This window comes from Planctomycetaceae bacterium (genome assembly GCA_039680605.1).
In the GTDB taxonomy this organism is placed as follows: domain Bacteria; phylum Planctomycetota; class Phycisphaerae; order SM23-33; family SM23-33; genus JAJFUU01.
This window is the reverse complement of sequence record JBDKTA010000024.1, coordinates 1-11,905: the sequence shown is the minus strand read 5'-3', so window position 1 is coordinate 11,905 and position 11,905 is coordinate 1. Positions and strand designations below refer to the sequence as shown.

Annotated in this window: 13 protein-coding genes; 8 read left to right on the top strand and 5 right to left on the bottom strand. The window is 63.8% G+C overall.

Annotated elements, in window-relative coordinates:
- Together clpX and ABFD92_07585 are read right to left on the bottom strand one after the other, a co-directional pair.
- Window positions 1-856: ATP-dependent Clp protease ATP-binding subunit ClpX (gene clpX / locus ABFD92_07590; GenBank protein MEN6504384.1), on the bottom strand; the 856-nt coding region annotated here is incomplete at its 3' end.
- Window positions 857-898: 42 nt separating this feature from the next.
- Entirely contained in the window at window positions 899-1,249 is a 351-nt protein-coding gene (locus tag ABFD92_07585; protein MEN6504383.1) for a hypothetical protein, read from the bottom strand.
- 202 nt (window positions 1,250-1,451) lie between these two features.
- On the opposite strand from ABFD92_07585, the gene ABFD92_07580 reads away from it, so the two are divergent.
- The 6 genes from ABFD92_07580 (at window position 1,452) to ABFD92_07555 (ending at window position 6,374) form a co-directional block, all read left to right on the top strand.
- A complete protein-coding gene (locus ABFD92_07580) occupies window positions 1,452-2,225 on the top strand; it encodes a formate/nitrite transporter family protein (GenBank protein ID MEN6504382.1) in 774 nt (257 codons plus the stop codon).
- A gap of 43 nt (window positions 2,226-2,268) precedes the next feature.
- Window positions 2,269-3,354, top strand: a complete 1,086-nt coding sequence (locus tag ABFD92_07575; protein ID MEN6504381.1) for a hydrogenase expression protein HypE — start codon at window positions 2,269-2,271, stop codon at window positions 3,352-3,354.
- Complete coding sequence (locus ABFD92_07570; GenBank protein ID MEN6504380.1) at window positions 3,351-5,153, top strand: nickel-dependent hydrogenase large subunit; 1,803 nt, start codon at window positions 3,351-3,353, stop codon at window positions 5,151-5,153. The genes ABFD92_07575 and ABFD92_07570 overlap by 4 nt, the downstream gene beginning before the upstream one ends.
- A 188-nt stretch (window positions 5,154-5,341) precedes the next feature.
- Complete coding sequence (locus tag ABFD92_07565) at window positions 5,342-5,593, top strand: hypothetical protein (GenBank protein ID MEN6504379.1); 252 nt, start codon at window positions 5,342-5,344, stop codon at window positions 5,591-5,593.
- A 105-nt stretch (window positions 5,594-5,698) separates the two neighbouring features.
- The gene (locus ABFD92_07560; protein ID MEN6504378.1) at window positions 5,699-6,217 is read left to right on the top strand and encodes a hydrogenase maturation protease; all 519 of its coding nucleotides are present in this window, start codon (window positions 5,699-5,701) and stop codon (window positions 6,215-6,217) included.
- 22 nt (window positions 6,218-6,239) lie between these two features.
- A complete protein-coding gene (locus tag ABFD92_07555) occupies window positions 6,240-6,374 on the top strand; it encodes a hypothetical protein (GenBank protein ID MEN6504377.1) in 135 nt (44 codons plus the stop codon).
- 65 nt (window positions 6,375-6,439) lie between these two features.
- Here ABFD92_07555 and ABFD92_07550 read toward each other — a convergent pair whose 3' ends face one another.
- Both ABFD92_07550 and ABFD92_07545 read right to left on the bottom strand, forming a co-directional pair.
- Entirely contained in the window at window positions 6,440-7,666 is a 1,227-nt protein-coding gene (locus tag ABFD92_07550; GenBank protein ID MEN6504376.1) for a DUF790 family protein, read from the bottom strand.
- Window positions 7,632-9,041 (bottom strand): DEAD/DEAH box helicase family protein, encoded by a 1,410-nt coding sequence (locus ABFD92_07545; GenBank protein ID MEN6504375.1) that lies wholly within the window; start codon window positions 9,039-9,041, stop codon window positions 7,632-7,634. The genes ABFD92_07550 and ABFD92_07545 overlap by 35 nt, the downstream gene beginning before the upstream one ends.
- Before the next feature lie 318 nt (window positions 9,042-9,359).
- Here ABFD92_07545 and ABFD92_07540 point away from each other — a divergent pair, with 318 nt between their 5' ends.
- Window positions 9,360-10,217 (top strand): hypothetical protein, encoded by an 858-nt coding sequence (locus tag ABFD92_07540; GenBank protein MEN6504374.1) that lies wholly within the window; start codon window positions 9,360-9,362, stop codon window positions 10,215-10,217.
- Window positions 10,218-10,224: 7 nt separating this feature from the next.
- Complete coding sequence (locus ABFD92_07535; protein MEN6504373.1) at window positions 10,225-11,193, top strand: hypothetical protein; 969 nt, start codon at window positions 10,225-10,227, stop codon at window positions 11,191-11,193.
- A 48-nt stretch (window positions 11,194-11,241) separates the two neighbouring features.
- On the opposite strand, the gene ABFD92_07530 is transcribed toward ABFD92_07535, so the two are convergent.
- A complete protein-coding gene (locus ABFD92_07530; protein MEN6504372.1) occupies window positions 11,242-11,820 on the bottom strand; it encodes an ion transporter in 579 nt (192 codons plus the stop codon).
- Window positions 11,821-11,905 lie beyond the last annotated feature (85 nt).

The following is an 11,905-nucleotide window of genomic DNA, read 5'->3' as shown; positions in this document are numbered from 1 at the left end:
GCCCGAAGCCGATGGCGCGTTTGCCCAGCCTGCGCGCGACAATGTCTTCCAGGCCCACGAACGTGCCGCCGCAAATGAAGAGGATGTTGGTCGTGTCGATCTGGATGTACTGCTGCTCGGGATGCTTGCGGCCGCCCTGCGGCGGCACGTTGGCGATCGTGCCTTCGAGCATCTTGAGGAGGGCTTGCTGCACGCCCTCGCCCGACACGTCGCGCGTGATCGACACGTTATGGCTGGTCTTGCCGATCTTGTCGATCTCGTCGATGTAGATGATGCCCCGCTGGGCGTCTTCGAGGTTGTAGTCGGCCGCCTGGAGCAGCTTGAGCAGGATGTTCTCGACGTCTTCGCCGACGTATCCCGCCTCGGTCAGCGTGGTGGCGTCGCCGATGGCGAAGGGCACGTTGAGCACGCGGGCCAGCGACCGCGCCAGCAGCGTTTTGCCGCTACCGGTGGGGCCCAGCAGCAGGACGTTGGACTTGTCGATCTCGACGCCGTCGCTCTCGTCGGTGTCGGCGTGCATCAGGCGCTTGTAGTGGTTATGCACCGACACCGACAGCACGCGCTTGGCGTGGTCCTGCCCGATGACGTACTGGTCCAGGAACTCCTTGATCTGCCGCGGCGTGGGAATGCTGGTGAACAGCGGCGTGCTCTCGGCCGTCTTACGCTTTTCCTGGCGGATGATGTTGTGGCACAGCTCGACGCAGTTGGAGCAGATATACACGCCGTTGGGCCCCTCGACCACCGGTCCGACGTCGTCGCTGTTGCGATGGCAGAAACTGCAGACGTGGACCTTGGGCGTGTTGCCGCCACCGGTCCCGCCGCTATTGCGCGATTTTCCAGATCCCGACGAGCTCATCAACGCTCCTAACACTCAGTGGAAACAACCCAGATCCTCCGCCTAAGACTCATCGTCACCGCCGGAGGGGGGGCTTGAAGAGGATTTTGCTTTCGAGCCTGCTTTTTTGTCCAATCCCAAAGCCCGCGTTCGCAGCAACGCGAACTCTTCCTTGCTGATCTTGCCGCTCTGGTAATACGCCTCGACCGTGTCAATGTCGAAACCGTGCTCCGAACCGTCAGGCTTCTGCCGCGACTGCTGATATTTCTTCTTGGCCAGCACGATCAACAGTCCCAGACCCAGCATCAAAGCCACAAGCACCGCCCCCCAGATCATCAGCGACACCGTGGCCTCGCCCGATGGCGAGGCCGCCGACAGAACCTGGTACCCTGCACTGTTGTCCAGTAGTGGCATAGCGTCATCTATTCTACGGCCATCATGAGGCGTTGTGCAACCGCTGTGGACGGAGAAAGGAGCAGGCGATACAGAGACGCAGAAAGACGGGGGGACGGGGGGTGGGGATTGGGACGTCTATCATTCCTTTGCCGGGGGTTCTGGCGCGGGGGGCGGTGCGATTTCGCGTCTCAACAACAAGAAGAGCGGCGACGAAGGAAAGATGGCCTCCAAGGAGATCCTTCGCCACGAGGTTTCCGAGGCCGTCCACGCCTTGGACCTGCCCATACGGCACCTGGCGGCATCGGGGCTGTCGGCGGGCATGGACCTGGGCTTCAGCGTGCTGCTGATTGCGGTGATCGAGTCGCTGTCGGAGAAGGCGGGCATTTCATCGGCCGGCGCGACGGTGTTCCGGGCGCTGGCGTACCCGTTGGGATTCATCCTGGTCGTGCTGGGGCGTTCGGAACTGTTCACCGAGCAGACGGCGTTGGCGGTTCTGCCGCTGCTGTCGGGCAACACGACCTTCAGGAAGGTGGCGCGGCTGTGGGCGGTGGTGTATGTGACCAACCAGATCGGGGCGGTGCTCTTTGCGCTGCTGGCGATTCCGGTGGGCCGGGCGCTGGGCGCTTATGACTCCCGCGCGCTCGGTCGGGTCGCCGAATACATCGTGTCGGTTCCGTGGCCGGTGATGTTGGGCAGCGCGATCCTGGCGGGGTGGCTGATGGGGCTGCTGTCGTGGCTGGTCGCGGCAGGGCGCGATACCATCAGCCAGGTCGTGCTGGTGTATATAATAACGCTGGCGATTGGATTGGGGGGCTTGCATCATTCCGTGCTGGGGTCGACGGAGGTTCTTGCCGGGGTATTCTGGTCGGGGACGAGCGGGTCGGACTTCTGGCGCTTCCTGCTGTGGGCGACGCTGGGCAACGCCATCGGCGGGTCGGTGATGGTGGCGTTGGTGAAGTTCGGCACGGTCTACTCGGCAGCGAAAGACACGTAGGAGCCGCAGACGAGGCTTTGCCATACAAGAAGGGGGGCGTCTCATGATCCAGGCAGATACCACCGCGGCCAAACGCGCCGCGGACATTCCGGAGGTTCACATCCTCTGGATCACCGCGGGGCTCAGTTGCGACGGCGATTCGGTCTCGGCCACCGCCGCCACCTTGCCGAGCATCGAGGACGTGGTGATGGGGAACATCCCCGGCCTGCCCAAGGTGCATCTGCACAATCCGGTGCTGTCCTTCGAAACCGGCGATGAGCTGATGAAGTACTGGCACCAGGCCGACGAGGGAACGCTCGGCCCGTTCGTGCTGGTCGTCGAGGGCTCCATCCCCAACGAAAAGATCAAGGAGGAAGGGTACTGGGCGGCCATGGGCACCGACCCCCAGACCGGTCAGCCCATCACCACCTGCCAGTGGATCGACCGCCTGGCGCCCAAAGCGCTGGCGGTGGTGGCGGCTGGCACGTGCGCGACCTACGGCGGCATCCACGCGATGCAGGGCAACCCGACCGGATGCATGGGCCTGGCCGACTACCTGGGCTGGGACTGGAAGTCCAAAGCCGGCCTGCCCATCGTCAACGTTCCGGGCTGTCCGATCCAACCGGATAACTTCATGGAGACGCTGCTGTACCTGCTGTACCAACTCGCCGGTCAGGCGCCGATGATTCCGCTGGACAAGGAGCTGCGCCCGACGTGGCTGTTCTCGATGCGCACGGTGCATGAAGGCTGCGACCGCGCGGGGTACTACGAGCAGGGCGTCTTCACGCACGAGTACGGTCGGCCGGAGTGCCTGGTGAAGATCGGCTGCTGGGGACCGGTGGTGGACTGCAACGTGACCAAGCGCGGGTGGATGGATGGCGTCGGCGGCTGTCCCAACGTCGGGGGCATCTGCATCGCCTGCACCATGCCGGGCTTCCCCGACAAGTTCATGCCCTTCATGGACGAGCCGATGGGCGCCAACGTCTCCTCGACCGGCGTGATGCTGTACGGGCGGTTCATCAAATGGATGCGCCAGCACACCATCCGCAAGATGAATCAGGAACCCAAGTGGCGCCACCCCGGCCGGAAGCTGACGACCGGCTACCAACCCCGGACCTACTCCCACGCCGCTGAAAGGAGCTCGAAATGACCACCGTCACCACCCCGCAGCGCGAGCAGACCCGCCCCGGCGGCAACCTGGTGGACATGTCGTGGGACCCCGTCACCCGCATTGTCGGCAGCCTGGGCATCCACACCAAGATCGACTTTGACAACCACCTGGTGCAGGAATGCTACAGCACCTCGTCGATCTTCCGCGGATACAGCGTCTTCCTCAAGGGCAAGGACCCCCGAGACGCTCACTTCATCACCAGCCGCATCTGCGGCATCTGCGGTGACAACCACGCCACCTGCTCGGTCTACGCCCAGAACATGGCCTACGGCATCAAGACTCCGCCCCTGGGCGAGTGGATCATCAACCTCGGCGAAGCCGCCGAGTACATGTTCGACCATGACATCTTCCAGGACAACATGGTCTGCGTCGACTTCTGCGAGCAGATGGTCAAGGCCACCAACCCCGGCGTGCTGGCCAAAGCCGAAAAGACCCCCGCGCCCCACGCCGACATCCACGGCTACAAGACCATCGCCGACATCATGCGCGCCTTCAACCCCTTCAAGGGCAAGTTCTATCTCGAGACGCTGGCGATAAGCCGCCTGGCGCGAGAGATGTTCTGCCTGATGGAAGGGCGCCATGTACACCCTTCGACGCTGTACGCCGGCGGGGTCGGCACGGTGCCCAGCCCGCAGCTCTTCAGCGACTACCTCGTGCGCCTGATGAAGTACGTCGAGTTCATCAAGAGGGGCCTTCCGCTGCATGAGGACCTCTTCGAGTTCTGGTACGACGCCCTGCCCGGTTATGAGGAGGTCGGGCGCCGCCGCATCCAACTGGGCTGCTGGGGGGCGTTCAACGACCCCGAAAGCGTCGATTACCGCTACGAGACCATGGCCGACTGGGGCCGCTCGATGGGCGTCACGCCCGGGGTCGTCGTCGACGGCAAACTCGTCACCACCAGCCTGGTCGACATCAACGTCGGCCTGCGCATCCTGCTGGGCAGCTCGTTCTACAAAGACTGGCAGGACGGCGAGGTGTTCGTCGAGAAGGACCCGCTGGGCAACGCCATCGACAAGCGCCACCCGTGGAACCAGACCACCACGCCCCAGCCGCAGAAGCGGGACTTCTCCGACCGCTACAGCTGGGTCATGTCGCCGCGCTGGTTTGACCAGCGCACCGGCGAGAACCTGGCTTTGGATACCGGCGGCGGGCCGCTGGCACGCCTGTGGGCGACGGCGCTGGCCGGGTTCGTCAACCACGACTACATCAAGGCCACCGGTCAGAGCGTGCAGATCTACCTGCCCAAGACCGCGCAGATGGACGAGGTCACCTTCGAGTGGAAGATCCCCAAGTGGTCCAACACCATCGAACGCGACCGGGCGCGGACGTTCTTCCAGGCGTATTCAGCCGCCTCGGCGCTGCACTTTATCGAGCAGGCCCAGAAGCTCCAGCGCGCCGGCGAGACGAAGACCTGGCAGGAGTTCACCGTGCCCGACGAGGCCATCGGCTGCGGATTCCACGAGTCGGTCCGCGGCGTGCTGTCGCACCATTTGGTGATTCGCGACGGCAAGATCGCCAACTACCACCCGTACCCGCCGACGTGCTGGAACGCTTCCCCGCGCGACAGCAACGGCACGCCCGGGCCGTATGAAGACGCCGTGCAGGGCTCGCCGATCTTCGAGGAAAACGGCCCTGACGCCTTCAAGGGCGTCGACATCCTGCGCACGGTCCGCAGCTTCGACCCGTGCCTGCCCTGCGGCGTACACATGTACAACGGCGGGGGAAAGATCCTCGAAGTCCAGCACAACCCGATGACCGGCGTTCCGAGAAAGCCTTGATTACGTTAGCGTCGGGGCTTGCTCCGCGCGCTCTTTCGCAAGCTAACAACTTACCACAGAGGCACAGAGGCGCAGAGGGGACGGGGAGTGCGGGCCTGCCCGCCGTAGCCTTGGCGAAGGCGGGATTACGCGGATCGGAAACGGGTTAAGAAGACTAAGAGAAAGCGTTCTGTAAAGCAGGGGCGAAAATGAGTCAACCATTGCCCAGACCCGGCGACCGCGTCCGCCTGCGACCTGCCGCCGGCGGCGACATCTTCGACCTGGCGCTGGACGGACGCACGGCGATCGTGTCCAGGATCGAGTGCGACCTGGAAGGCCGCCGGCACATAGCAGTGGTGCTCGAAGATGATCCCGGCGCCGACCTGGGGCTGATGCAGAAACCGGGGCATTGCTTCTTCTTCGCCGGCGATGAAGTCGAGCCGCTGGCGAGTGAGGAATGAACGACTTACCACAGAGACTCAGAGGAGGACTGAGGGAGAAGAAGCAAGTTCCTGTTTTCTACTCAGTGCCCTCTGTGCCTCGGTGGTAAGTTTTTGGGAGGGAAAGTGACCGAACGGACGCCTCGAATTCTGGTTGCCGGCCTGGGGAACATTTTCCTGGGGGACGATGCCTTCGGCGTCGAGGTGGCACGGCGTCTGCTGAGGCGCCCGGTGCGTGGCGGCATGCGCGTGGTCGACTTCGGCATCGCCGGGATCGACTTGATCTATGCGCTGCAGGAGGGGTACGACCTGGTGATCCTGGTCGACGCCGTCGCCCGCGGCGGGCCCCCCGGTACGCTTTACCTCATTCAGCCGGACATGCAGACCGGCGACGACGATCCGCCCGCCTTCGACCCCCACGACATGGACCCGGCCAAGGTCCTCGCCTGGGTCGCCTCGATGCCCCAGACCGTCGCACGCGTGTTGCTGGTCGCCTGCGAAGTGACCCCGCCGGACGAGCGAACCGTCGCCGAAGGTCTCAGCCAGGCCGTCGGCGAAGCGGTGGAACCCGCCGCGGCCCTGATCGAACGCCTGGCGGCGCAGCCGGCAGCGCACGAGACCGCCGCCGAACCCCAACGCCTCTGACAGGCCTGGAGGAGGGTGTATCATGAAGACGCTACTGATCGTCGGCGAGTTTATCGTCGCGATGCTGATCTGGCTGGTCACGCTGCTGGTCTTGCCCTTCGCCCTGCTGCGAGGCCTGCCGCACCTGAAGAAATACCTTCGCGTGACTCGGATGTAATCTCAGGTGGCACCGCTTTCCTGTGTCTGCACAGCCTGGAAAGGCTGTGCCCACCTAGCGCTCCGTCAGCCGTGAAATGAGGAGTATTGGGCCACAGAGCAGCGGTTCAAGGCATCCAGCACCGCCTGGGGCTTGAGGGCAGCCTTGTAGACGATGACGTCGTCGCCGATCACGGCATTCTCGCGCACCGAGCGCTGGGGCACGGCGATCAGGATGCGGTGTTGGCGAAACTCCCTGAGCGTCTGGCGCTTGCTCTGGAGATACTCCGGCGTCCAGAACCCCACAATCTCCATCAGCACCTGCGCGCCGTCCTGGCGGCGAAACACAAAGTCCGGCACGAACACCCGCTGCCCCGACCAGAGAACCTCGCCCTCGCGGATCAACTGCCAGCCGTCGCGATGCTCTCCGAACTTCCGGGCAAAGGCCTCTTCGACATCCGAGTCGAACGCCTCCGGCGCGGGCAGATGGCTCTTGAACCCGCTACGATCGGTCAACTCCAGCCGCGCCGTCGCGTTCCACGGCGTCTCGATCACGGCAGACAGCGACCACTCCCTGCACGCCAGGATCGCCGGCAGGAACATCGCGAAGTGTACGCCATAGCTCCTGCCCGCCCGCAAGGCTGACGAGGGGCCTGAAAGCTCGATGCGATACTTCCTCGGCCCCAGGCGCGTAATGTCGTGAAGGAGCCGGGCCAGTTTGGCGTATCGCAGGATCGTCTTGAAGTCGCCGGCGGCCTCGACGCTCATGCTCCTGGCGCGGTAGAGGCAGGCCTGAAGCTGGGCCACGTTGTAGCGAGACAGCAGGGCCTGGGCGTCGTCGAAGGGCTCGAAAGACTCGAGCTTCTGGAACTGCATCACGTCAGCGTACAGCCGCGCGTCGATCTCCTGCCAGCTCAGGCCGACTTCCTTGGCGATGTGCGCCTTGGCCTCGGCGTATCCATGCTCGAAGAGCTTGTCGGGCTCCTCGACCAGCGGATGAAGGCGCCCCGCCAGCGTAAAGACCTTCAGGCGAAGCGCGGCTGCCTGTCCGCGGCGGTCGCTCTGGTAGACGCTGCGCTCGTCGAGGAGTTTGCACAGGCCTTCGATCCGCCGCAACGGGCAATCGGCTTCGTCGGCCAACAGCTCGCGTACCTGGCGGTGAAGCTGCCGCCGCTGCAGTCCCGATCCGCGTCGATAGATCTCCTGCATCCGCTGGGCGTACTGCAAATAGTGGCCGTGCCGCCCGGCGCTGAGACAGTCCGGCACCGCGCGGCTGCGACTATATTCGACGATGGCGTGTTCGCTCGTAAGCATCGCTTTGCCTTCTCTGGCGCGAGCGGCGGATGTCGCCGGCCGACTCGCACACGACTTCATACAACGTCGCGGCCGCCGTGCCGCTGCGCCGCAGGATGCGCCCCAGACGCTGCTTGGCCTGGCGGGTCGACGCCTGTCCGCCGATCACCACGGCCACCTTGGCCTCGGGAACGTCCACTCCTTCGTCCAGCACGCGATTGGCCACGATGGCCGGAAAGACGTCCCCCGCAAAGCCGTCCAGCACCGCCAGCCGCTCCTTCTTGCGCGTGTGAGAGAGGATCGTCGGCAGCAGGAACCGCCGCGAGACCTCCATGGCCATCGCGTTGGAACCGGCGAACACGATCGCCTTTTGTCCGGCATGAAGGCGAAACAGGTCCTCCAGCACGCGGAGTTTCTCGCCCGCCCGGTCTTCGATTGATTGCTTGAGGTGGTACGCCTTCAGCGCCAGCCGCGCGGCAGGGTCTTTGCCGCACTCGCCGCAGAGGTCTTTCCAGGAGTATCCCGGCTGTTCGCGGCGGCGGGCGGCGATGAAGTGCCGCACCTGACGCGTGCAGTCGTCATAGCAGGCCTGTTCCTGGTCGCTCAGATGCACCGGCACCCGCACCACGTCAAAGTCCGCCAGTGTCTTATTCCGCGCCAAGGCAAAGGGCATCTCGTACGCCACCGGGCCGATCAGCCAGTCCAGGTCCACCTGCCGCCCGTCGTACCGCTCGGGGGTGGCTGTCAATCCCATCCGCATTGCGGCGGTGCTCTTGATCGCCGCCTCGCGATAGCATGCCCCCGGCAGATGATGCTCCTCATCGAAGATCAGCAGGCCGAACCGCTGGCCGATCTTGTCCATGTGAATGAAGGCGCTGTCATACGTGGTCACCGTCACGGGTTTCACGTCGGCCGTCCCGTCGCCGAGGATGCCCGCGTCCAGGCCCAGCCCTTTGAGGATCCGCCGGTGCCACTGGTACATCAGGTCGCGGATGGGCGCCACGATCAGCGTGCTGACTGGCCGCTGGGCCATCGCCGCCAGGGCGACCTCCGTCTTGCCCGTGCCGGTGGGCATGACGACCTGCCCGCGACAGCCGCTCGCCGTCCAGGCGGCCACGGCTTCGCTCTGTTCAGCCCGAAGCTGCGGCAGGGCGATCTTCGGCCACACCACACGCTGCGGTGGCGGCACGTCATCCCTGAAGTTTCGGCCGAACTGCCCACTCAGCTCACGCCGCAGACGCGCATAATGCATGGCATCGCAACGCCAGGCCGCAATGCGCTGGTCCCACTTCCAGACAGAATCCGGCGCGTCGGCCGACCGCGGCGCCAACTGTCCGCGCAGCACCAGCGTGCCGCGGTCGAACGTTAGAACGGATTGTTCGGCTCTATCGTCCATAATACCCGTCAACATCCAATCCCGGGGCTCTGCCCCAGACCCCGGAGTTTGGCGCATTTGGCTTCAGGCAAAAAGCAGGGGCCTCCCTAATGAGGAGGCCCTTCTGCCCGAAGCACCATCCGGTCGCTCAGGTTGCACTCCTGCATTGCCCTATCCTCCCGGAATGGCAGCAGAAATGCTATCCGTTCTGCCTGAAGCTGTGAAGCGATAAACTCCGGGGGACTGGGGGCAGAGCCCCCAGCTATGGCGTCGATAACGAAGAAGTGGTTTTCCACTCGAAGGCAGATTAACATCGCCGTGCCCGAGAAGGGGTGAGCCATGAGAGATGATCTCGTATTCCGAAGGGGCCTGTCAGATGATTTTGTGGCCCAACTCATGTCGGGCCACTTGGCTCCACTGCTCAGTGCAGCCGACAACTTCGGCTTGGACGTGCAGATTCGCGAGAACTACCTGAACTTCTATTATGAAGGCCTGTCTCTCCTCAAGCTCTCGCAGAACAACCGGGATGTTCGATACCGCGCTGTTATCCACAGGGAGTTCCTATCCGACATTTCATACCCTGAGCCATTGGCGCCCGAGGGGTTCTATTGCCGCTTCGCGGCGTCCGAGGCCTTTGTAGCCGCCTATGTTGCCAACTTGGAGAGATTGCTCGCCAACGCGCAGCCGCACGCAAAAGCGGAGGCCGCCATCGAACAACGGATCATCAAAGCCGGCTGCTCGCCAGATGCGCCGCTGGTGCTTATCGACCGCCAGGTGCAACTGCATGGCGTCAGTGGCAGGGCGGACATGGTCGGTATGACCGGCGATGGGCAGTTCGTCATCGTCGAGTTGAAGCAGGGACTCGATAATCGCATTCAGCACCTGCTGGATCAGATGCGCGATTACTACACGATCATGGCCGCGACCGATGGGCTGCTCCGGATGGAGATGGCCCACGCCTATCGCAAAGTTGTCCAGCAGAAACAATCGCTGGGCCTGCTGCCGCCCGCCTTACGCTTTCCAGAAGGCCGTCCGCCCGTGACGTGCCTCCTGGTTCTGTACGACTACAACCCGGCCAGTAAGTTGCTGACGAGGCTTCTCACGACGGCCGCATTGCACTCGCTGCCAATTGCCCTGGTGGAGTTGCCCCCAGGCTCGTATACCTTGCCGCCGGCGGCCGCCTGGAAGCCATTGTGAGGAACGAATGATCGACGAAGGCAAAGCCTACACCTCCGGCAGCGGTTTTCGCGCTCGCGCCGAGGCCCAGCAGCGACGGTTCCGGGCAGGCGTTTTGCGACTTGGCTATGGCGACCATGCCCACTGGCTCATGCAGGACGATGCCGCGCAAGGGAAGAACTTCTACGGCCGCGCGCATGCGGCGGTCCTGGCTCGCGCAGCTGGAGGCAAGGGGGTCGGCCTGGATCGCACGCGGGTCAACATGCTCTCCAGCCAGGCGATGTGCTTCAATATCTTCGGCAACCTGCAGGATGTCGAAGGCCTGGCGGTGGCGACGCGGGCCCTGCGGCAATACATACCGACCATCCAGCACGTGCGGCAGATTCATCTGGAGTACACGCCGTCCAACGACATGCTGGGCGACCAGAGCGCCCTCGGCGGCGTGGACTGTGATGTGCTGGTTGAATATGACACGGCCGGCGGCGGGGGGCTGCTGGCCATCGAGACGAAGTTCGTCGAAGAGGAATTCAGCACCTGCGGTTTTCGCAAAAAGACCGCCGGCGCCACATGCCCCGAGGGAACCTGTCCCGGCCGCGATTTCAGCGGCTGCCTGTACGCGGCCAGGAAAGGCTACCGGTACTGGGATCGCAGCCGTCAGGCGGGTACGCTCCAAGCCGAGGTGCTGCGAGGCGAGAGCCCATGCCCCTTCGGCGGCGGGATGTGGCAGCTCTGGGTGAATCACACGCTGGTACACGCCGAGGCGCGCCATCGATCGCTTCAGGAAGCGACCTTCGCCGTCTGTGCCTCCAGGAATAACGAGGCCTTGCTCAAAGGCGGCCAGACCATCGATGCGTTCCGCAGTCTGCTGACTAATCCGGCCTCAATGCAGTTTATTCCCCTGGAAGACTTGCTGAATGCTCTTGAGCAATCGGTCGACCAAAGCTCGTTCTGGCAAGACTGGATCGGCTACCTCCGGCAGAGATACTCGGTCTGCTAAGCGTCTGCGGTTAAGCGTCCTCTTCAACGTGGGCCTCTGCAGGCGATTTCAGTTCTTTGCCGCAATGCGGGCAGATGGGAGGCTTGCGGCGTTTGCGCATTTCGGCGGCGAAGCCCCCGGCGAAAATGCCTGTTGGGATGGCGAACATCCTATGCCCAGGATCGCGATGAACGAGCCCAGCACCTTGCCCAACGGTGTCACCGGGCACATGTCGCCGTACCCGACCGTGGTCATCGTGGCCACGGCCCACCACATCGAGGCCGGGACGCTGGAAAACGCCTGCGGCTGCGCGTCGTTCTCGGCGTAGTACATCAGCGTTGAGGAGAGGATCAGCAGAATAAGCATCACGAAGCCCGTGGCCGCCAGTTCGACCTTGTGGTTCCCCAGCACGCGCCCGAGCGTTTGAAGGGCATTGGAGTACCGCGCGATCTTCGCCAGACGGAAGATCCGCAGCAGCCGCAACGATCGCAGGAAACGCAGGTCCGCATCGATGAAAGGCAGGTAGAACGGCAGGATCGCCAGCAGGTCGATCAGCATCATCGGCGAAGCCGCCGCCCGAAGCCTGCCCAGCACCGGGCGGCTGTAGCCCAACTTCCGCAGTTGGCGACGTAAGTGCTTTATTATCAAGGGCAGCGCCCTGAAAGTCTTCACTACATCGCTACGAAGCAGTCAGCGGCGGGGGCATGATCTTCATCCTCGACGGCAGGTTCAG

Excerpts from the sequence above, each read along its gene's own strand:
- ABFD92_07550 (MEN6504376.1), bottom strand. The coding sequence starts at position 7,666 with ATGCTTACGAGCGAACACGCCATCGTCGAATATAGTCGCAGCCGCGCG.
- ABFD92_07545 (MEN6504375.1), bottom strand. The coding sequence starts at position 9,041 with ATGGACGATAGAGCCGAACAATCCGTTCTAACGTTCGACCGCGGCACG.
- ABFD92_07555 (MEN6504377.1), top strand. The coding sequence starts at position 6,240 with ATGAAGACGCTACTGATCGTCGGCGAGTTTATCGTCGCGATGCTGATC.
- ABFD92_07570 (MEN6504380.1), top strand. The coding sequence starts at position 3,351 with ATGACCACCGTCACCACCCCGCAGCGCGAGCAGACCCGCCCCGGCGGC.
- ABFD92_07565 (MEN6504379.1), top strand. The coding sequence starts at position 5,342 with ATGAGTCAACCATTGCCCAGACCCGGCGACCGCGTCCGCCTGCGACCT.
- ABFD92_07585 (MEN6504383.1), bottom strand. The coding sequence starts at position 1,249 with ATGCCACTACTGGACAACAGTGCAGGGTACCAGGTTCTGTCGGCGGCC.
- ABFD92_07535 (MEN6504373.1), top strand. The coding sequence starts at position 10,225 with ATGATCGACGAAGGCAAAGCCTACACCTCCGGCAGCGGTTTTCGCGCT.
- ABFD92_07540 (MEN6504374.1), top strand. The coding sequence starts at position 9,360 with ATGAGAGATGATCTCGTATTCCGAAGGGGCCTGTCAGATGATTTTGTG.
- ABFD92_07575 (MEN6504381.1), top strand. The coding sequence starts at position 2,269 with ATGATCCAGGCAGATACCACCGCGGCCAAACGCGCCGCGGACATTCCG.
- ABFD92_07580 (MEN6504382.1), top strand. The coding sequence starts at position 1,452 with ATGGCCTCCAAGGAGATCCTTCGCCACGAGGTTTCCGAGGCCGTCCAC.